The following is an 18,619-nucleotide window of genomic DNA, read 5'->3' as shown; positions in this document are numbered from 1 at the left end:
TGGAGACATGAAACTTTCGATCTGCACCGATGTGATGGGCAACCTGTCCTTCACCGAGATGCTGGACAAATGCGTCGACCTTGGCGTCGAGGGCATCGAGATGACGGGCGGCGGCTGGTCCCCCGCGCCGCATTTCCGGGCCGAGGACCTGCTGGCCGAAAAGGGGCTGCTGAAGCAGAAGATGGCCGAGATCGAGGCGCGCGGGTTGCAGATCGCCGCGCTCAACTGCTCGGCCAACCCGCTGGACCCCGGCGCGATGGGCGAACGCCACCGCAAGGAGATGGAGGACACCTTCACCCTTGCCGGCGAGATCGGCGTGAAGAAGATCGTCACCATGTCCGGCCTGCCCGAGGCGGCGCCCGGCGACATGGTCCCGAACTGGCTGGTCTACACCAAAAGCTGGCCCGACGAGATGCCCGAGCGCGACCGCTACCAGTGGGAAGACCGCGCATTCCCGTTCTGGCACGGGCTGGTCGAGCACGCGACCAAGGTGGGCGTCGAGAAGATCGCGCTGGAGAACTTCTCGGCGATGTTGGTCTGGAACCCGGAAACGCTGTTCCGGCTGCGCGACGAGGTCGGTCCGATGGTCGGCATGAACCTTGATCCGTCGCACCTGTTCTGGAAGGGCGCCTGCCCCATCGCCGTCGCCCGCGCGCTTGGTCCGGCGATCCACCACGTGCACGGCAAGGACACCCGCATCGAGCGCGGGCTGGCCGACGTGAACGGCCTGCTGGAACTGAAAGACGTGACCGACGTCGCCAACCGCAGCTGGAACTACGTCGCCGTCGGCGCGGGCCACGACCTGCAATGGTGGAAGGAGTTCTTCTCGGTCGTGGGCATGATGGGCTACGACGACTGGGTGTCGCTGGAGATGGAGGATTTCACCATGTCCACCGAGGCCGGCATCCAGTCCTCCATCGACGCGCTTCAGGCCACCATCATCCGCTGAGGAAGACCGGGAACATGCGCATCGGCGTGGTTGGATACGGAACGGGCGGGCGGCACTTTCACGTGCCGTTCATCCTTGCCGCGCGGGGCGTGGAACTGGCGGGCGTGGTCGCGCGTGCGCCGGCCACCGTCGCGGCGGTGCGATCCGACCTGCCGGGCGTCCCGGTCTTCGCAAGCCTGACCGACATGCTGGCCGCGGGCGTCGACGCCGTCACGATCACCACCCCGCCCCAGACCCGCCGCGCGCTGGTTCTGGAGGCCATCGCCGCGGGCGTGCATGTGATCGCCGACAAACCCTTCGCCCCCAGCGCCGCGGCGGCGCGCGACCTTGCTCTCGCGGCGCGCGACCGGGGCGTGACGCTGGGGGTCTACCACAACCGGCGGCTGGACTCGGACATTCAGACGCTGAAGTCGGTTCTCGATGCGGGGCGTCTGGGCAAGGTCTGGCGGCTGCACTCGCGGATGGATTTCGACGATCCCGCCACGCTGGAGGCCGGGCCGACCGGCGGGCTGCTGCGGGATCTGGGCACCCATCTTGTCGATCAGGCGATCTACCTTCTGGGGCCGGTCCGCTCGGTCGACGCGCAACTGGACATGGTGGACCTGCCCGAAGGCGCGACCGACGCCGGGTTCACGCTGACGCTTCGCCACGACAGCGGCGCGCACAGCCATATCAGCGCCTCCAAGCTGAACCGCCTGCACATGCGCGAGTTGCGCGCCTATGGCTCGGACGGCAGCCACGTGGCGCAAAGCACCGACGTTCAGGCACAGGCGATCTTCGCAGGCAATCGCCCGGCCGAGGATCGCGACGGCTGGGGGTTCGAGCCGGAAAGCCACTGGGCCACCCTGCACACCGCGGCCGGCGCGACCCGGGTGCCAAGCGCGCAGGGCGCTTACTTTCGCTACTACGAAGCTTTTGCCGACGCCGTCCGAACCGGCGGCACCCCACCTGTCACCGCCGCCGAGGGGATCGCCGCCCTTGCCGTTCTGGATGCGGCCCGCACCAGTGCCGAAACCGGACAGGTCGTCGGCGTCGACCGGGAGATCTCGGATGTATAAGTTCATCATCACCATCGACCTCAAGCCCGGCACCCGCGACAAGGTGCTGGCCGCCGCGCCCGAGGCGCAGGCCGCGACGCGGGCAGAGCCCGGCTGCATCGCCTATGACTTCTACACCTGCACCGACGATCCCGACCGGCTGGTCTTCGTCGAAAGCTGGGTGGACCGGGCCGCGCATGATTTCCACATGGAACAGGAGCACACCAAGCGCTTCATCGCGTTCCACGAACAGTTCAACCGCGCGCTGACCTTTGAAACCATCAACGCGGATGTGCCGGAATGAGCGATCTTCCCGTCACCGTCACCTGCGCGCCCTGCTGCTGGGGCGTCGACGACGTGTCGAACCCGCACCTGCCCGCGTGGGAGAAGGTGCTGGACGAAGCCGCCGCCGCCGGGTTCGGCGGGCTGGAACTGGGGCCCTATGGCTACATGCCGCTGGACGTGCCCCGCGTGTCGGACGCTCTGGCGCAGCGCGGTCTGAGCATCGTGGCGGGGACGATCTTCGACGATCTGGCCGACCCCGCGAACCGCGACACGCTGCTGCTGCACACCCGCGAGATCTGCGCGCTGATCACCGCCCTGCCCGCACCGCCCTCGCACGACGGCCAGCGCTTTGCCGCGCCCTACCTGACCGTGATGGACTGGGGCCACGACGCGCGCGACTACGCCGCCGGCCATTCCGACCGCGCGCCGCGCCTCGACGATGCGCAATGGGCCGCGATGATGGACAACATCCGCGCGATCTCGGAAGCCGCGCGCGACGAATACGGCGTCCGCGCGGTGATCCACCCCCATGCGGGCGGCTATATCGAATTCGAGGATGAACTGGACCGCATGGCCGCGGACATCGGGCCGGAAACGGCGGGGCTGTGTCTGGACACCGGGCACCTCGCCTATGCCGGGATGGACCCGGTGGCGACGCTGGACCGCTATTGGGACCGGCTGGACTACATCCACTTCAAGGACATCGACCCAGCGGTCTTCGACCGGGTCATGGGCCAGCGCATCCGCTTCTTCGAGGCCTGCGCCGAGGGCGTCATGTGCCCGATCGGCAAGGGAAACATCGACTATGCCGCCATCCACCGCCTGCTGCGGGACCGCGGCTATGGCGGCTACATCACCATCGAGCAAGAGCGCGATCCGCGTAATCAGGCGTCCGTGCTGGACGACCTCGCGGCCTCGCGCCGGTTCCTTTCGGACACGGGATTCTAAGCCATGACCAAGACCTTGGACGTCATCACCATCGGCCGCGCGGGCGTCGACCTGTACGGCGCGCAGATCGGCGGGCGGCTGGAAGACATGGGCTCGTTCGACAAGTACATCGGCGGCTCTCCGACCAACATGGCCTGTGGAACCGCCCGGCTGGGCCTGAAGTCCGCGCTGATCAGCCGCGTGGGCGACGAGCATATGGGCCGCTTCATCCGCGAGGAACTGGTGCGCCACGGCGTCAACGTGGACGGGCTGAAGACCGATCCCGACCGGCTGTCGGCGCTGGTGATCCTTGGCATCCGCGACCAGGAACAGTTCCCGCTGATCTTCTACCGCGAGAACTGCGCCGACATGGCGCTGTGCGCCGATGACGTCGACGAGGGTTTCGTGGCGCAGGCCCGCGCGGTGGTGGCGACAGGCACCCATCTCAGCCACCCGACGCCCCGCGCGGCGGTGCTGAAGGCGCTGGAACTGGCGCGCAAGCACGGGGCGCGGACGGCGCTGGACATCGACTATCGCCCGAACCTGTGGGGCGTTCTGGGCCATGGCGAGGGCGAAAGCCGCTTTGCCGAAAGCGCCGAGGTCACGGCCAGCCTGCAAGAGACGCTGCACCTGTTCGACCTGATCGTCGGCACCGAGGAAGAATTCCACATCGCCGGAGGCTCGACCGATACGCTGGAGGCTCTGCGCAATGTCCGGAAGGTCTCGGACGCGACGCTGGTGTGCAAGCGCGGGCCGATGGGGGCCACCGCGTTCGAGGGCGATATCCCGGCAAGCCTTGACGACGGCCAGACCGGGCCGGGCTTCCCGATCGAGGTGTTCAACGTGCTGGGCGCGGGCGACGGGTTCATGTCGGGGCTGTTGAAGGGCTGGCTGGACGGTGAAAGCTGGCCGGTGACGCTGAAATACGCCAATGCCTGCGGCGCCTTCGCGGTGTCGCGCCATGGCTGTACCCCGGCCTATCCAAGCTGGGAGGAACTGCAGTTCTTCTTCCAGCGCGGCATCACACGGCCGGACCTGCGCAACGACGCGGAACTGGAACAGGTACACTGGGCGACCAACCGCCACGGCGACTGGTCCAGTGTGAAGACCTTCGCATTCGACCACCGGCTGCAGCTTGAGGAGATGGCAGGCTATACCTTGGCAAAAGGCGGCGCGTTCAAGGAGTTGTGCCTTGAAGCTGCGTTAAAGGTTCAAGATGGTCAGGGCGGCTATGGCATCCTGTGCGACAACCGCATCGGCCGCAGCGCCCTGCATCGCGCCTCGGGTTCGGGGCTGTGGATCGGTCGGCCCACGGAGCTGCCGGGTTCGCGACCGATCGACTTCGAGCCCGAGCTTGGCCCGGATCTGGGACGCCTGCGGGAATGGGCGCGCGAGAACGTTGTGAAGCTTCTGGTGTTCTGCCATCCCGACGACGACGACGAGACCCGCGCGCTGCAGGAACGCCGCGTGCTGCGGCTGTTCACCGCCGCCCGCCGCAACGGGCTGGAATTCCTGCTGGAGGTGATCCCCTCGAAGGTCGGCCCGGTCGATGACAGCACGACGGCGACGCTGATCCAGCAGTTCTACGACGCGGGCGTCTATCCCGACTGGTGGAAGCTGGAGCCGTTCCGGACCGAGGCCGCGTGGGCGAATGCGGTGGCGGCGATCGAGCGCAACGACCCGCGGACCCGCGGCATCGTGGTGCTGGGCCTCGACGCGCCCGAGGCGGAACTGGCCGAGAGCTTCGCGCTGGCCGCGCGGCAGCCGCTGGTGAAGGGCTTCGCCGTAGGCCGCACGATCTTCGGCGATGCCGCGCGGGCGTGGATGAAGGGCGAGATGTCGGACGCGGACGCGGTGGCGCAGATGGCGGACCGCTATGCGAAACTTTGCGGGATCTGGGACGCGGCGCGGGCGGAGGCCCGTCTGAACGCGGCGTGAGGCCGGACCGGAGTCAGGGGGCTCTGCCCCCGCCGCGCTTCGCGCGACTCCCCCGGGATATTTTGGGACAGAAGAAGCTTCTGGCGAAGACAGGAAAAGGGAGGTGGCCATGGGGACGATCCGGCTGACGGCGGCGCAGGCCATGGTGAAATGGCTTTCCGTGCAGATGACCGAAGAGGGCGAGCGCTACGTCGACGGCATGTGGGCGATCTTCGGTCATGGAAACGTGGCGGGCGTGGGCGAGGCGCTGCACGCCTATCGCGACGTGTTCCCGACATGGCGCGGGCAGAACGAGCAGACCATGGCCCACGCCGCCATCGCCTATGCCAAGGCGAAGAAGCGGCGCCGGGCGCACGCGGTGACCTCGTCGATCGGGCCGGGCTCGACCAATCTGGTGACCGCCGCCGCTCTGGCGCATGTGAACCGCCTTCCGCTGCTGATCGTGGCGGGCGACGTCTTCGCGACGCGGCGGCCCGACCCGGTGCTGCAGCAGGTCGAGGATTTCGACGACGGCACGGTCAGCGCGAATGACACGCTGCGCCCGGTCAGCCGGTATTTCGACCGGATCACCCGGCCCGAGCATCTGCTGACCGCCCTGCCCCGCGCCCTGCGGGCGATGACCGACCCGGCGAACTGCGGGCCCGCGACATTGGCTTTCTGTCAGGACGTGCAGGCCGAGGCCTATGACTGGCCGGAAACCTTCTTTGAACCGCGCGTCTGGCACATCCGCCGGCCCGCGCCGGATACGGGCGAACTGGAGCGGGTGGCCGCGACGATCCGGGCGGCGAAGAACCCGGTCATGATCGCGGGCGGCGGGGTCATCTATAGCGGCGCCGAAGAGACACTTGCCGCTTTCGCCGCCCGCCACGGGATCCCGGTGGCCGAGACGCAGGCCGGCAAGTCGGCGCTGGCGCAGGACCACCCGATGAGTTTCGGCGCGTCCGGCGTGGACGGCTCGGCGGCGGCCAACGCGATTTCCGAGACGGCGGACGTGGTGATCGGCGTGGGCACGCGGTTGCAGGACTTCACCACAGGCTCGCGCACGATGTTCGGCGCAGGGGCGAAGCTCGTGTCGATCAACATCCACGGCTACGACGCGGCGAAACACGGGGCGGAAAGCCTTGTGGCCGATGCGAAGGTGGCGCTGGAGGCTCTGAGCGATGCGCTGGGGGACTACAGGGCCGATGCTTTCGATCCCGAGATGCGGACGGACTGGCTTCGGGCGGTCGACGCCTATTGCGCACGGCCCGACGATCAGGCGGCGAAACCCACCGACGGGCAGGTGATCGGCGCGGTGCAGCGGGCCACGGGCGAGACCGCGGTCGCCATGTGCGCCGCGGGGACGATGCCCGGCGCGCTGAAGCTGCTGTGGCAACCCAGCCAGGGCGGCTATCACATGGAGTACGGCTATAGCTGCATGGGCTACGAAGTGGCGGGTGCGATGGGCATCAAGCTGGCCACGCCCGAGCGCGAAGTGATCTGTTTCGTGGGCGACGGCAGCTACATGATGGCGAACAGCGAACTGGCGACGGCGGTGATGCGGCGGGTGCCGTTCACCGTCGTTCTGACCGACAACCGCGGCTATGGCTGCATCAACCGGTTGCAGACGATGGGCTGCGGCGGCGAGCCCTTCAACAACATGTATGTCGACTGCAACGTCGAGGTGCAGCCCGAGATCGACTATGTCGCCCACGCCGCCAGCATGGGCGCGCATGCGGTGAAGGCCGCCGACACCGATCAGCTGGAGGCCGAGATCCGGGCCGCGCGCGACCGCGACATTCCCACCGTGATCGTGATCGAGACCGTTGCGAAGGACTTCCCCGGCACCGGGCTGGAAACGCGCGCGGGCGCGCACGGCTTCTTCTGGGATGTCGCCGTGCCCGAAGTCTCGGACCGCCAGAAACAGCGTGACCGCTACGAGGGCTATCTCAAGCAGATCGCCCATGCGCGGCTGACCAACTGAGGAAAGGAGCCGGAATGGCTGACCTACTGAAGAAACCCTTCGGCGCCCACGGCAAGGTTCACGAGATCACGCCGCAGTCGGCGGGCTGGCGCTATGTCGGGTTCTCGCTGTACCGGCTGCGTCCGGGCGAAACCGTGTCCGAGGCGACGGGCGACCGCGAGGTGATCCTTGTGATGGTCGAGGGCAAGGCCACGATGCAGGCCGCCGGGCGGGACTGGGGCGAATTGGGAGACCGGATGGACGTGTTCGAGAAGACGCCGCCGCATTGCCTGTATGTCCCGAACGGCGAGGAGTGGCACGCCACGGCGACCACCGACTGCACGCTGGCGGTCTGCTCGGCCCCCGGTCACGGTGGCCACAAGGCCCGGCGGATCGGGCCGGACGGGATCACCCTGACCCAGCGGGGCAAGGGCAACAACACCCGCCACATCAACAACATCGCGATGGAGAACGAGGATTACTGCGACAGCCTTCTGGTGACCGAGGTGTTCACGCCGGACGGCAACTGGTCGAGCTATCCCAGCCACCGTCACGACGAGGACGACTATCCGAATATCACCTATCTCGAAGAGACCTATTACCACCGCCTGAACCCCGGCGACGGGTTCGGCATCCAGCGGGTCTATACCGAGGACGGCGTGCTGGACGAGACGATGGCGGTGAAGGACGGCGACGTGGTCTGCGTCCCGCGCGGTCACCACCCCTGCGGCGCGCCCTATGGCTTCGAGATGTACTACCTCAACGTGATGGCGGGGCCGCTGCGGAAGTGGCGCTTCATCGCGGACCCGGCGGTTCAGTGGATCATGGACCGCGACGCATGATCCCGAGGGCGCTGAACCAGAAGACAGCGCGCGACCTGCCCTTCGAGGCGTTTCTGGACCTTGCCGCCGGGATTGGATGCGTGGGGGTGGAGCCGCGCAACGATCTTGGCCGTCCGTTCTTCGACGGCATCGCGCCCGCCGAGGCGGCGGCGATGGCGAAGGCGCGCGGGCTGCGTTTGCTGGGTCTGTCCGAGGTCTACGGGTTCAACGTCTGGGACGACACCCGCGCGGCGCAGATCGGGGCGCTGCTGGATGTGGCCGAGGCGGCGGGAGCCGAGACGATCAGCCTGATCCCCAGCGTCGACGACCGCCCAACGCGCGCCCTGCGCGACGTGATGCGGGACATCCTTGCGCTGGCCGAGGGCCGCGCGGTGCTGCCGCTGATCGAGCCCATCGGTTTCGCGTCCTCCACCCTGCCCCGCAAGGCCGAACTGGTCGACGCGATCGAGGCGGTCGGCGGCACCGAGGCGTTCAAACTGGTGCATGACACGTTTCAGCACGTCATCGCAGGTGAGACCGAGCTTTTCCCGGAACATACGGCCATCGTGCACGTCTCGGGCATTTCCGATCCGACGGTCGCCCTTGACGCGGAACAGGACGGCCACCGCGTGCTGGTGGATGCCGGGGACCGCTGCGGCAACCGGGGCCAGGTCCGGGCGTTGCTGGACGGCGGCTATGCCGCGGCGTTCTCGTTCGAATGCACCGAGCCGGGCCTGATCGCGCGGCCCGTGGCGGCAGAGATCGAGGCATCGTTCCAGCGTCTCGAGGCATAGCGGGGCGTCGCGACGCCCCGCCCAATAATCAGCAGTTGCGCGCGCGTTCGATGACGGTGGCCAGCACCTCGTCCGCGTCGCGGGTCCACCAGTTGTCGGCCGAGAAGATCTCGACCTCGACGAAGCCATCAAAGCCCTGCGCCTCGACCATGGCGCGGTAGGCGGCGATGTCGATCACGCCGTCGCCCATCATGCCTCGGTCCAGCAGCAGGTCACTGGTCGGGACCAGCCAGTCGCAGATGTGGAACGCCAGAAGACGGTCACGGCCCGCGCGGGCGATCTGGGTGGCGATCTCGAAGTCCCACCAGACGTGGTAGACGTCCAGCGCCACGCCGATGCCGTCGCCCAGCCGGTCGCAGATATCCAGCGCCTGCCGGGTCGTGTTCACGCAGGCCCTGTCGCCCGCGTACATCGGGTGCAGCGGCTCGATGGCGACGGGCAAGCCTGCGGTGCGGGCATAGTCGAGCGTGTCGGCCAGCCCCTCTTCGACCAGCGCCTGCGCGGCGGGGAGGTCCCTGGACCCCTTCGGCAGGCCGCCCACGACCATGACAAGGCAGGCCGCGCCGATCTCGGCGGCTTCGTCCACCGCGCGACGGTTGTCGTCCCTGACCTTCCGGGTCAGCGACCCGTCCTCGGTGTACCAGCCGCCTCGGCACAGCCCGCTGACGCCCAGCCCCGCATCGCGGATGGCACGCGCGGCGGCGGTCGGACCCATCTCTTGCAACTTGTCGCGCCACGGGGAGACCGCGCCGATGCCGTGCCGCGCGCAGCCGTCGATGCACTGGGCCAGCGTCCATTGCTCGCGCACGGTCGCGGTGTTCAGCGACAGGCGGGATGCGTCTACGCCGGTCATCTCAGACCTCCACGCCGCGAGCGGCGAAGACCGGCCGCGCGCGGGCGGCGGCAAGGTCGGCGTCGGGGAACAGTCCCGCATCGTTGGCCAGCCGCACCAGTTCGGCAAGGTGCCGGGTCGAGCGGGTGCTTTCCTGCCCGCCGATCATGGTGAAATGGTCCTGATGCCCGTTGAGATAGGCCATGAACACCACGCCGGTCTTGTAGAACCGCGTGGGCGCCTTGAAGATATGGCGCGACAGCGGGACCGTGGGACCGAAGGCGTCGCCGTACCGGTTCATGTCGCCCTGCCCCAGCGCGGTCAGCGCGCGGGCGGCGGCCCCGGCGATGGGATCGAAGATGCCCAGCAGCGCGTGGGAATAGCCCTGATCGTCCCCGGCGATGAGGTCCGGGTAGTTGAAGTCGTCCCCGGTATACATGCGCACGCCATCCGGCAGGCGGTGGCGCATGTCGATTTCCTTGTCGGCGGACAGAAGCGAAATCTTGATGCCGTCGACCTTCGAGGCGTTGGCCTCGATGATCTCAAGGCAGGTGTCCATCGCCGCCATGTGGTCGCCCGAGCCCCAATAGCCTTCCAGCGCGGGATCGAACATCTCTCCCAGCCAGTGCAGGATCGCGGGCTGTTGCAGGCCCGACAGCACGCGGTCGTAGACCTTGGCGTAGTCCTCGGGACCGTTCGCCGCCTTCACCAGCGCGCGGGACGCCATCAGGATGACCTGGCTGCCGGTCGCTTCAACAGCCTCGCACTGTTCTTCGTAGGCGGCGATCACCTGCTCGATGGTCGCGCCCTCGGGCGAGATGTGGTCAGTGCCCGCGCCAGAAGCGATCAGGTGGCCGCCGGATTTCGCCAGCGCGACGCTGCGCTGGATCAGGTCCAGCGAGGTGGGCCAATCGAGGCCCATGCCGCGCTGCGCGGTGTCCATCGCCTCGGCCACGCCGAAGCCCAGCGACCACAGGTGCTCGCGGAAGGCCAGCGTGCGGTCCCAGTCGATCGGACAGTCGAGCCACGGGTCGGCCTCGGCCAGCGGGTCTGCCACGACATGCGCGGCGGCGAAGGCGGTGCGGGTCCAGCCGTCGGACGCCACCGGCGCGGGGCCGTCCTTCAGCGTGACAGCGCCGCCGGGAAGGTTGAGTGTCGTGCTCACAGCCCCAGGTCCTCCAGGTCGATCCAGCGGCGTTCGCGCCAGCTTTGATAGCCCGCCTCGGCCAGTTGCACGCCCTTCGCGCCTTCGGCGAGGGTGTAGGAGAACGGCGCATCTTCGACGACGTGACGCAGGAATTGCTCCCACTGAACCTTGAAGCCGTTGTCGTACACGGTGTTGTCCGGCACCTCTTCCCAGCCGCCGAACAGGTCCAGCGGTTGCGGTTCGTCGGGGTTCCAGACGGGTTTCGGGGTGTTGACGCGATGCTGCGAGTAGCACTTGTGCAGCCCCGCGACGGCGGACCCATGGGTGCCGTCGATCTGGAATGTCACCAGGTCGTCGCGGCGGACACGGGTGCACCAGCTTGAATTGATGTGGGCCACGATGTCGCCTTCCAGCAGGAAGGACGCATAGGCCGCGTCATCGGCGGTGGCGGTGTATTCCTTGCCCTGCTCATCCCAGCGCGCGGGAATGTGGGTCGCGCCAAGGCAGCTGACCGACTTTACCGGCGCGACGACGTTGTCGAGCACATAGCGCCAGTGGCACAGCATGTCCGAGATGATGCCGCCGCCATCTTCCGAACGGTAGTTCCACGACGGACGCTGCGCGGGCAGGAAGTCGCCCTCGAACACCCAGTAGCCGAACTCGCCCTTCACGCTCAGCATCCGCCCGAAGAAGCCGCTGTCGCGCAGGCGCTTCAGCTTCAGCAGGCCCGGCAGGTCCAGCTTGTCATGGACGATGCCGTTCTTGACGCCTTTCTCCTTGGCATAGCGGGCGATGTCGACGGCCTCGGCCAATCCTTCAGAGACCGGCTTCTCGCTGTAGACATGCTTGCCTGCGTCGATGGCCTTCTTCAGCAGTTCGGGCCGCAGCTGGGTCGAGGCGGCGTCGAAGAAGATCGTGTCGTCGGGGTTGGCAAGCGCGGCGTCCAGATCGGTGGTCCAGCGCTGCACGTTGTGCGTCTTCGCCAGCGCCTCGATCTTGTCGGCGTTGCGGCCAACGATGATCACGTCGGGCACGAGGTACGAACCATCCTTTAGCGCCAGACCGCCCTGATCGCGGATGGCGAGGACCGAGCGGATCAGGTGCTGGTTCATCCCCATCCGCCCGGTCACGCCGTGCATGATGATGCCGATCCGTTGTTGTCTCATTTTCTTCGGTCCTTTCAGAGATTTGTCTGTCGTGTCAGGGGGTGCGCAGCCGGGTGGCCGCGCGGGTCATCATGGGTCCTGCGCCGGACGTCGCAGGTAACAGGTCAGCATTTCCGAGATCATCGCCGCGCGCTGGTCCAGCCACGCCTCGTCGATCGGCACCTTGAAGACGGCGCGCAGCGTGTGCTTGTTCGAGACGGGGAAGTAGCAAAGCGAAGCGATGGTGATGTACAGTTCCACCGGGTCGACATCGTCGCGGATCTGCCCCGCCGCCGCGCCGCGTTCAAGGAACTGCCGGATCGAGTCGATCAGCGGCGACTGGATCTCTGCCACGTCTCCGATCTGCCGGATCGCATTGCCGCCCAGCAGGTTCTCGGTGTTCAGCATCGAAACAAACCATGGCTTCGATACGAAGTGGCGCAGGGTGAAGCCGACCAGTTCGCGCACGGCTTCCTCGGGGCTCAGGTCCTCGAGTTTCAGCTTCCGTTCGCCCTGCCGGATCTGCACGTAGCTTTCGCGCAGCGCCGCCTTGTACAGCTCCTCCTTGTCGCCGAAGTAGCTGTAGATCATCGGCTTCGACACGCTGGCCTTCTCGGCGATGGTGTCGATGCGCGCGCCGGCGTGGCCGTGCGCCGCGAACTCTGCCAGCGCGGCTTTCAGGATCCGGCGTTTCGACGCGGCAGCGTCGCGCTTCACGGGTTTGGGTGCGGATTGGTTCATGGCTTCCTGCCCTCCGGTTGCTCGGTCGGGCCGCGTTTCGTACCGATCACCTTGCCGACGGCGCGCCGGGTGACGGGCATCGACAGGACGATGCTGAGCGCGATGATCACCACGAAGGCCAGCGAGATCGGCCGGGTGAAGAAAGGCTCGAGCGACCCGTTAGACAGGGTGAGCCCACGCCGCAGGGATTTGTCCAGCAAATCGCCAAGAATAATGCCCAGAACCAGCGGCGCCATCGGGTAATTCATCTGCCGCAGGACGAAGCCGATCAATCCGAAGGCGGCCATCACCCAGATGTCGAAGACCCGTTGCGTCAGGGCGTAGGGCCCGATGACGCACAGCGTGAAGACCACGGGCATCAGCAACTCGCGCGGGATGCGCAGGACAAGGATGAACAGGCGCGTCAGCGACAGGCCGTAAATCGCGATCGCGATGGTCGCGAGGATCAGCATGGCCGCGATCGAGTAGATGAACGTCGGCTGCTCGAACATGATCATCGGGCCGGGCCGGACGCCATGGATGAACAGCGCCGCGATCAGCACCGCCGCCGGGGCCGAACCGGGCACCGCAAGGGTCAGCGCCGGGATCAGCGCGCCGGGTACAACCGCCGAGTTGCCCGTCTCTGCCGCCGTCAGCCCCTCGTAGGAACCCTTCCCGAACTGGTCCTTCTCCTTGCTGCTGCGCTTGGCGGCGGCGTACGAGGCCCAGGCCCCGATATCCTCGCCCACGCCGGGGATGATGCCGACAAGGGTGCCGATCACGCCGGACCGGCCGATCGTGATCTTATAGCGCCACAGGTCGGACAGACGGGGAAGAACGCGGTCTTCCTTCAACTCCTCGGTCGAAAGCTCTGCCTTGCGGCGCCACATGACGGTCAAAACCTCGGCGAACCCGAACGCGCCGACCATCGCGGGGATCAGCCCGATGCCGCCGTTCAGTTGATCGAAGCCGAGGTTGAAACGGACGTGCGCGTGGATGCCCTCTGATCCGACCATCGCGACCATCAGGCCCAAAAGCCCCGCCATGTAGCCCTTCAGCGGGCTCACGCCGCCGGTCAATTGGCCGGAGATCACGATGCCGAACACGGCGAGCCAGAAGAACTCGAACGAGCCGAAGTCCAGCGCGATGGCGGCCAGCGCGGGCGCAAGCAGGACCAGCAGCAGGATCCCCACCAGCGTGCCCATGGCGGACCCGGCGGTGGCCAGTGCCATCGCGTAGCCCGCCTGCCCCCGCTGCGCCAGCGGGAAGCCGTCAAGCGAGGTCGCGGCGGATGCGGGCGTGCCGGGGATGTTCAACAGGATCGCAGAGCGCGAGCCGCCATAGATCGCGCCGACGTACATGCAGATCAGCACGAGGATCGCGCTGTCGCGGTCCAGCGTGTAGGTCAAGGTCGTCAACAGCGCCACGCCCATGGTCGCGGTCAGGCCCGGCAGGCTGCCGACGAGGATGCCCAGCAGCGTCGCCCATGCGACGTGGAACAGGCCCATCGGCGTCATGAACTGGCCCAGCCCGGACAAAAGTGCGTTCAGCGCCTCCATCACGGCAGCCTCACAAGGAAGCCGTAGCGGAACAGCGCCGCCACGCCCACGGCGACCGCCACCGCGAAGACGGCGACGAAGATCATGCGTTTCGCGTTTCGGGCCTGCGGCTCTGCCGGTTGCCACGAGAACCATCCGGCGAAGATGAAGATGTACAGTGCCGCCGCCGCGGCGAAGGGCAGCGTGCCGACCAGCAGCAGCGCGAACACGCAGCTCCATGCGGCGGCGAAGCCGAAGTCCGTCCAGTTGCCTTGCACCCCGGATGCGTCGGGCGCCGTCTGGCCGCGCGTCGACAGGGCCAGCAGCACGGCGCACAGCATCATCGCGGCGCCAAGGATCATCGGAACGAGGCCGGGAATGCTGGCCGGATGGATCTGCCGGCTCTCAAGCCGGTCCATCACGAAGCCTCCCCAACTCATTGCCGCGCCAAGCGCGAAGAGAGTGGCCGCGGTGATGCGGTCAGCGGCGGGTGTGTCGAAACGCATGGTATTGCCTTCTGGAAACGCCGGCGCGGGCGGATGCGACGGGCCGGGTGTCCGCGCGCGGCGCACCGCGCGCGAACCCCATTCGCTTACATGCCTTCGGGGCAGTCGATGCCGATCTCGGACGGATCAAGCACCGCCTCGCCCCGCGTCACGCGGGCACAAGCCTCGGCGATGACGACCGGCATCGCTTTGTCCATGGCTTCCTCGCCAAAGCTGGGCGCGAACACGGCGCCGCGCTCGGTGGCGTAGGTCATCAGCGCTTCCGAGGTCATCACCTTTTCGGCCCAGATCTGGTCGACGGTGTCATAGACCTCCTGCGGGGCGCCGGTCGGGATGAACACGCCGAAATAGTCCGGCGCGACATGCATGTCCGGCAGCCAGTTGGTGATCGGCGGGATCGGGTCGAGCCCCTCGATGATGAGTTCGCCGTCCGACAACACCGCCAGCGGGCGGATCTTGCCTGCGCGGATCATCTCGGTCTGCTCTACCGCAAGCTGGGTGGTGACCATCGTCTCGCCCGCCGCGGTCGCCAGAACCGCCGGGTTGCCGCCGTCGTAGGTGACCATGCGCGCCAGAACGTCGCCGCCCGCCGCTTCGTTGATCGCGGCCAGCGCCATGCCGCCCGACGAGTTCACACCAGCGGTGCCGACGGTGACCGAGTCGTCCGACTTCATCGCTTCCAGCAGTTCGCCGAAGTCCTGATACGGGGCGTCGGCATTGACCGAGATCACCGGCACGTTCGCGACGTGCAGGTAGATGTGGTAATCCTCGATCGAGGTATCCTCGACCAGCCCCGTCACCGCGTAGGTGGCGTTGTTGGCGATGGCGTTGGCGGTCCAGGTGTAGCCGTCGCGCGGTGCGTCGAGCGCGGCCTTGGTGCCGATAGAGCCCGAAGCGCCGGGCTGGTTCACCACGACCACCGGCGTGCCGAGTGCCTCCTCCAGGATCGGCGCGACGACCCGCGTGACCTGATCGGTCGATCCGCCAGCGGACCACGGGACAATGATGTTGATCGGCTTGTCGGGCTGCCACTGCGCGAGTGCGGGACCCGCGGTGGCGGAAATCGCCAAGACCGCGGCTCCGGCGAGCCGCGCCAGATTCTTGGTAAGCATGATTCTCCTCCCATATGCTACCTACTGGTAGGTAACTAAATCTTCGCGAATCCGTCAACGCCCTGCTGGCGGACAGCGGCCAGGGAGACAGGATAAGGAGGATGCAAGAGGTCAGCGCGAAAGGCGTTTTCTTACGCCTTTTTCGCCGGTTATTATCTTAAATTCATTTTGCGCTTAACGGTGCAATCAGCCTGCCCGCACTCCGTGTGTGGGATGCGGGCCAGCCTGAAGGACGACTTATTCCGACGGCATAAACCCGGCGATAAGCTGCCGAAGCCCGATTGCCGTGCCGAAGGCGATCGCCGCAACCGTCACCGGCGCAGAGGCCGCGAGGACAGAGAATGCGGACAGCCCCTGCCCCACGGTACATCCCATCGCGACGGCCGCACCGACACCCATCAGCACCGCGCCAAGGATCTGCCGGCGAAGCTCGCGGGGATCCTCGCAGGCTTCCCAGCGGAACCGACCGTTGACCATGCTGCCCAGCAGCGCGCCGCAGATGACACCGGCGACCGAGCCGACGCCGAAGCTGACGGTACTTCCGGACGAGGTCATCAGATACAGGATCGTATCGCCCAGCGGCGCGGCGAAGGTGTGCGACACCACCTCGGGCGCGGCGAATCCGGTCGCGGCGATCCAGCTTGTCCCCACCCACGCGCTGACGATGGCCAGTCCGACCGCCAGCGACCACGCGATAGCAGAGGGTTTTGCAAGCATCTCGGCATCCCACAGCGACGCGGCGAGAATGACCGCGCCGATCACCAGCCCGACCAGCGGCAGGCCAAGGCCGGTCAGCCCCGACAGGTGGTGTGCGATGCCGGGCACCGCCCCTGTTATTTCTTCTTGCGGGAAGACCCAGACGCGCAGTTCCGCCAGCGGGCCGGACATGGCGACATAGGCGGACAGCCCCATCACCAGCACGATCACGAAGGCGCGGATGTCGCCGCCGCCAAGCCGCGCCAGCGCGCCGAAACCGCAGTTCCCGGCCAGCGCCATGCCATAACCGAAGGTGATGCCGCCCGCGATGCTGGCCAGCGGGTTCCACGCCAGACGCAGATAGGCGGACTGTTCGACAGAGGCCCAGCCAAGCGCCTGCGCGGCGAACGTTCCGATGACGGCGGCGCCGATGGCGACGCCCCACATCCGCAATCGCAGCAAGCTGCCGCCGTACAGCGCATCCTCGATCGCGCCCAGCGAACAGAAACGACCCAGTCGGGCGGCGAGCCCCAGAAGGACGCCACCGAATACCCCGACGAGCGCCGCAGCGAGCGGCTCGCCCAGCACCTCCAGCATCTGATCTCCTCCCTTGCGCCGGTCAGACGCCCGGCGCTTATCTGCGACAGAACAGGTCGTAGACGACGCTGATTATTTGGGTCGTGCGGTCATCCGTCAAGCGGTAGTAGATTGCCTTGCCCTCGCGCCGGGGCTTCACCAGCCCTTCCAGCCGCAGCCGGGTAAGCTGTTGCGAGACCGCCGCCTGCCGGGCCGAAAGCAGGTCCTCCAGCTCGGTCACCGACTTCTCGCCCGTCGCGAGATGGCACAGGATCATCAGCCGGCCTTCGTGGCTGATCGCCTTCAGGAAGTTCGCTGCAAGCTCTGCGTTCTCGGCGATACGATCCATCTCTTCCGGAGTCGTGGTCTCCGAAATCACGGGCAACCGCCCCTGTTGGTCGGTTTCGTCGTCGGTCATCGCCCCGTGGTCGGGGCCGCTTGCATCGATCGGAGTCATGCCGCGCAAAACACTACCCTCCGGCGCCATAGTCAATGCCTGCATCGTCCAACATGCGCTGAAGCAGGCCCCAGAAGAAATCCTCGCCCGGGTAACCTTCGATCCTGCTGATTTCGCGACCATTTCTGAGAAGCACGAAAGTCGGCGTGATCCTGAGCGGCCCGGCAAGGTCGACGTTTTCGGGCAGCGGCTCGTGAATATCGACGCGCAACAGCGGCGCCGAACGGCCCTCTGCGGTCTTTGCGTACTCCGGCGCGACGTCGGCATCCCACCGGGCGCAGTAGATGCAGCCCCGCTGTTCGCCCATCAGCAACAGCGTGTCTTCGCCCGCGGCCATGGCGCCCCCCGGAAACAGCAGGCCCATGATGACGAGCAGTCGAGCGAGGAATTGACCGATCATATATAAGGATCATAATATGTTTATCTGAAGCCGACAAGCGAACCGGGGGGAGAATGTTCGACGTCACGCTGACCGGGGCGCTGATCGCCGGTTTACTGTCATTCCTGTCGCCATGCGTGCTGCCGATTGTGCCGTTCTACCTGTCCTATCTTGCAGGTGCGGGAATCAACGCGCTGCAATCCGGCGAAGAGCTTCCGCCCGGCGTCCGCAAACGCGCCGTTCTGGCCTCGATCATGTTCGCCCTTGGCGTGGCCACGATCTTCGTCGGCCTTGGCGCGGCGGCCACCGCCTTCGGCCAGCTTGTGCGCGAGTGGTTCGGCGTTCTGCGCTGGGTCGCGGCAGCGGTGATCATCGCGATGGGACTGCATTTCCTTGGCGTGATCCGGATCGGCATCCTGTACCGCCAGTTCAACACCGGTGCGGGCGACACCAACAACACCAGCATCTTGGGCGCCTACGTGATCGGGCTGGCCTTTGCCTTCGGCTGGACGCCCTGTGTCGGCCCGGTGCTGGCGGCGATCCTGTTCATGGCGGGCGGGCAGGAAACCGTCGGCGAAGGCATGCGCCTGCTTCTGGTCTACGCCATCGGCATGACGGCGCCCTTCGTCCTCGCGGCCGCGTTCATCCGGCCGTTCCTGAACTGGATGCGCCGGTTCCGCAAACACATGGCGGCGATCGAGAAGGCGATGGGCGTGCTGCTGATCGTCTTCGGCATCCTGATCGCCACCGAAACCGTCAACTGGATCGCGAACTGGATGGTCGGCTTCTGGCCGGGCATCGGTTGAGCAAGGGAGGAA

General features: G+C 66.9%; 19 protein-coding genes. 9 read left to right on the top strand and 10 right to left on the bottom strand.

Annotation, left to right across the window (positions count from 1 at the left end; translation table 11 throughout):
- Positions 1–7 precede the first annotated feature (7 nt).
- The 8 genes from ACP156_RS22085 to ACP156_RS22050 all read left to right on the top strand — a co-directional run bounded on the left by ACP156_RS22085 (position 8) and on the right by ACP156_RS22050 (position 8,693).
- Positions 8–949 carry a sugar phosphate isomerase/epimerase family protein gene (locus tag ACP156_RS22085; RefSeq protein WP_425053288.1) on the top strand — a complete coding sequence of 314 codons (942 nt, stop codon included), beginning with the start codon at positions 8–10 and terminating at the stop codon, positions 947–949.
- A gap of 14 nt (positions 950–963) precedes the next feature.
- The gene (locus ACP156_RS22080) at positions 964–2,007 is read left to right on the top strand and encodes a Gfo/Idh/MocA family protein (RefSeq protein ID WP_425053289.1); all 1,044 of its coding nucleotides are present in this window, start codon (positions 964–966) and stop codon (positions 2,005–2,007) included.
- A complete protein-coding gene (locus tag ACP156_RS22075) occupies positions 2,000–2,290 on the top strand; it encodes a putative quinol monooxygenase (RefSeq protein WP_425053290.1) in 291 nt (96 codons plus the stop codon). Before ACP156_RS22080 ends, ACP156_RS22075 begins: the two co-directional genes overlap by 8 nt.
- Positions 2,287–3,219 (top strand): TIM barrel protein, encoded by a 933-nt coding sequence (locus tag ACP156_RS22070; protein ID WP_425053291.1) that lies wholly within the window; start codon positions 2,287–2,289, stop codon positions 3,217–3,219. The genes ACP156_RS22075 and ACP156_RS22070 overlap by 4 nt, the downstream gene beginning before the upstream one ends.
- Positions 3,220–3,222: 3 nt before the next feature.
- Positions 3,223–5,136 (top strand): bifunctional 5-dehydro-2-deoxygluconokinase/5-dehydro-2-deoxyphosphogluconate aldolase, encoded by a 1,914-nt coding sequence (locus ACP156_RS22065; protein ID WP_425053292.1) that lies wholly within the window; start codon positions 3,223–3,225, stop codon positions 5,134–5,136.
- 109 nt (positions 5,137–5,245) lie between these two features.
- Positions 5,246–7,099, top strand: coding sequence for a 3D-(3,5/4)-trihydroxycyclohexane-1,2-dione acylhydrolase (decyclizing) (gene iolD, locus ACP156_RS22060; protein ID WP_425053293.1), 1,854 nt, complete (start codon positions 5,246–5,248; stop codon positions 7,097–7,099).
- A 14-nt stretch (positions 7,100–7,113) separates the two neighbouring features.
- Positions 7,114–7,920: a 5-deoxy-glucuronate isomerase gene (gene iolB, locus ACP156_RS22055; protein WP_425053294.1), complete on the top strand. Its 807-nt coding sequence runs from the start codon at positions 7,114–7,116 to the stop codon at positions 7,918–7,920.
- Entirely contained in the window at positions 7,917–8,693 is a 777-nt protein-coding gene (locus ACP156_RS22050; protein ID WP_425053295.1) for a TIM barrel protein, read from the top strand. The genes iolB and ACP156_RS22050 overlap by 4 nt, the downstream gene beginning before the upstream one ends.
- Positions 8,694–8,721: 28 nt before the next feature.
- Here the strand turns inward: ACP156_RS22050 and ACP156_RS22045 are convergent, their stop codons facing one another.
- The 10 genes from ACP156_RS22045 to ACP156_RS22000 form a co-directional block, all read right to left on the bottom strand.
- Positions 8,722–9,546 (bottom strand): sugar phosphate isomerase/epimerase family protein, encoded by an 825-nt coding sequence (locus tag ACP156_RS22045; RefSeq protein ID WP_425053296.1) that lies wholly within the window; start codon positions 9,544–9,546, stop codon positions 8,722–8,724.
- 1 nt (position 9,547) lies between these two features.
- Positions 9,548–10,690, bottom strand: coding sequence for a dihydrodipicolinate synthase family protein (locus ACP156_RS22040; RefSeq protein ID WP_425053297.1), 1,143 nt, complete (start codon positions 10,688–10,690; stop codon positions 9,548–9,550).
- On the bottom strand, positions 10,687–11,838 hold the full coding sequence (locus ACP156_RS22035) for a Gfo/Idh/MocA family protein (protein WP_425053298.1): 1,152 nt from the start codon (positions 11,836–11,838) through the stop codon (positions 10,687–10,689). Before ACP156_RS22035 ends, ACP156_RS22040 begins: the two co-directional genes overlap by 4 nt.
- 69 nt (positions 11,839–11,907) lie before the next feature.
- Positions 11,908–12,558: a TetR family transcriptional regulator gene (locus ACP156_RS22030; protein WP_425053299.1), complete on the bottom strand. Its 651-nt coding sequence runs from the start codon at positions 12,556–12,558 to the stop codon at positions 11,908–11,910.
- Positions 12,555–14,096, bottom strand: coding sequence for a tripartite tricarboxylate transporter permease (locus ACP156_RS22025; RefSeq protein WP_425053300.1), 1,542 nt, complete (start codon positions 14,094–14,096; stop codon positions 12,555–12,557). Before ACP156_RS22025 ends, ACP156_RS22030 begins: the two co-directional genes overlap by 4 nt.
- A complete protein-coding gene (locus ACP156_RS22020; RefSeq protein ID WP_425053301.1) occupies positions 14,096–14,581 on the bottom strand; it encodes a tripartite tricarboxylate transporter TctB family protein in 486 nt (161 codons plus the stop codon). The genes ACP156_RS22025 and ACP156_RS22020 overlap by 1 nt, the downstream gene beginning before the upstream one ends.
- 86 nt (positions 14,582–14,667) lie before the next feature.
- Entirely contained in the window at positions 14,668–15,693 is a 1,026-nt protein-coding gene (locus tag ACP156_RS22015; RefSeq protein WP_425053302.1) for a Bug family tripartite tricarboxylate transporter substrate binding protein, read from the bottom strand.
- A gap of 237 nt (positions 15,694–15,930) precedes the next feature.
- Positions 15,931–16,986, bottom strand: coding sequence for a YeeE/YedE family protein (locus ACP156_RS22010; protein ID WP_425053303.1), 1,056 nt, complete (start codon positions 16,984–16,986; stop codon positions 15,931–15,933).
- Between the two features lie 37 nt (positions 16,987–17,023).
- The gene (locus ACP156_RS22005) at positions 17,024–17,314 is read right to left on the bottom strand and encodes an ArsR/SmtB family transcription factor (protein ID WP_425053518.1); all 291 of its coding nucleotides are present in this window, start codon (positions 17,312–17,314) and stop codon (positions 17,024–17,026) included.
- Between the two features lie 121 nt (positions 17,315–17,435).
- Positions 17,436–17,822 (bottom strand): hypothetical protein, encoded by a 387-nt coding sequence (locus ACP156_RS22000; RefSeq protein ID WP_425053304.1) that lies wholly within the window; start codon positions 17,820–17,822, stop codon positions 17,436–17,438.
- Between the two features lie 53 nt (positions 17,823–17,875).
- Between ACP156_RS22000 and ACP156_RS21995 the strand changes: the two genes are divergently transcribed.
- Entirely contained in the window at positions 17,876–18,607 is a 732-nt protein-coding gene (locus ACP156_RS21995; RefSeq protein WP_425053305.1) for a cytochrome c biogenesis CcdA family protein, read from the top strand.
- Positions 18,608–18,619 lie beyond the last annotated feature (12 nt).

Origin of the sequence: Psychromarinibacter sp. S121 (assembly GCF_049801035.1) — a bacterium.
GTDB lineage: Bacteria > Pseudomonadota > Alphaproteobacteria > Rhodobacterales > Rhodobacteraceae > Psychromarinibacter.
Note: the sequence above shows the minus strand (reverse complement) of the source record. Positions and strands in the feature narration are given on the sequence as shown.

What these genes read in the sequence shown, in the direction of transcription:
- ACP156_RS22080 (WP_425053289.1), top strand. Translation starts at nt 964, where the DNA reads ATGCGCATCGGCGTGGTTGGATACGGAACGGGCGGGCGGCACTTTCAC.
- ACP156_RS21995 (WP_425053305.1), top strand. Translation starts at nt 17,876, where the DNA reads ATGTTCGACGTCACGCTGACCGGGGCGCTGATCGCCGGTTTACTGTCA.
- ACP156_RS22010 (WP_425053303.1), bottom strand. Translation starts at nt 16,986, where the DNA reads ATGCTGGAGGTGCTGGGCGAGCCGCTCGCTGCGGCGCTCGTCGGGGTA.
- ACP156_RS22065 (WP_425053292.1), top strand. Translation starts at nt 3,223, where the DNA reads ATGACCAAGACCTTGGACGTCATCACCATCGGCCGCGCGGGCGTCGAC.
- ACP156_RS22045 (WP_425053296.1), bottom strand. Translation starts at nt 9,546, where the DNA reads ATGACCGGCGTAGACGCATCCCGCCTGTCGCTGAACACCGCGACCGTG.
- ACP156_RS22025 (WP_425053300.1), bottom strand. Translation starts at nt 14,096, where the DNA reads ATGGAGGCGCTGAACGCACTTTTGTCCGGGCTGGGCCAGTTCATGACG.
- ACP156_RS22005 (WP_425053518.1), bottom strand. Translation starts at nt 17,314, where the DNA reads ATGGATCGTATCGCCGAGAACGCAGAGCTTGCAGCGAACTTCCTGAAG.
- ACP156_RS22035 (WP_425053298.1), bottom strand. Translation starts at nt 11,838, where the DNA reads ATGAGACAACAACGGATCGGCATCATCATGCACGGCGTGACCGGGCGG.
- iolD (WP_425053293.1), top strand. Translation starts at nt 5,246, where the DNA reads ATGGGGACGATCCGGCTGACGGCGGCGCAGGCCATGGTGAAATGGCTT.
- ACP156_RS22020 (WP_425053301.1), bottom strand. Translation starts at nt 14,581, where the DNA reads ATGCGTTTCGACACACCCGCCGCTGACCGCATCACCGCGGCCACTCTC.
- ACP156_RS22070 (WP_425053291.1), top strand. Translation starts at nt 2,287, where the DNA reads ATGAGCGATCTTCCCGTCACCGTCACCTGCGCGCCCTGCTGCTGGGGC.
- ACP156_RS22075 (WP_425053290.1), top strand. Translation starts at nt 2,000, where the DNA reads ATGTATAAGTTCATCATCACCATCGACCTCAAGCCCGGCACCCGCGAC.
- ACP156_RS22000 (WP_425053304.1), bottom strand. Translation starts at nt 17,822, where the DNA reads ATGATCGGTCAATTCCTCGCTCGACTGCTCGTCATCATGGGCCTGCTG.
- iolB (WP_425053294.1), top strand. Translation starts at nt 7,114, where the DNA reads ATGGCTGACCTACTGAAGAAACCCTTCGGCGCCCACGGCAAGGTTCAC.
- ACP156_RS22085 (WP_425053288.1), top strand. Translation starts at nt 8, where the DNA reads ATGAAACTTTCGATCTGCACCGATGTGATGGGCAACCTGTCCTTCACC.
- ACP156_RS22030 (WP_425053299.1), bottom strand. Translation starts at nt 12,558, where the DNA reads ATGAACCAATCCGCACCCAAACCCGTGAAGCGCGACGCTGCCGCGTCG.
- ACP156_RS22015 (WP_425053302.1), bottom strand. Translation starts at nt 15,693, where the DNA reads ATGCTTACCAAGAATCTGGCGCGGCTCGCCGGAGCCGCGGTCTTGGCG.
- ACP156_RS22050 (WP_425053295.1), top strand. Translation starts at nt 7,917, where the DNA reads ATGATCCCGAGGGCGCTGAACCAGAAGACAGCGCGCGACCTGCCCTTC.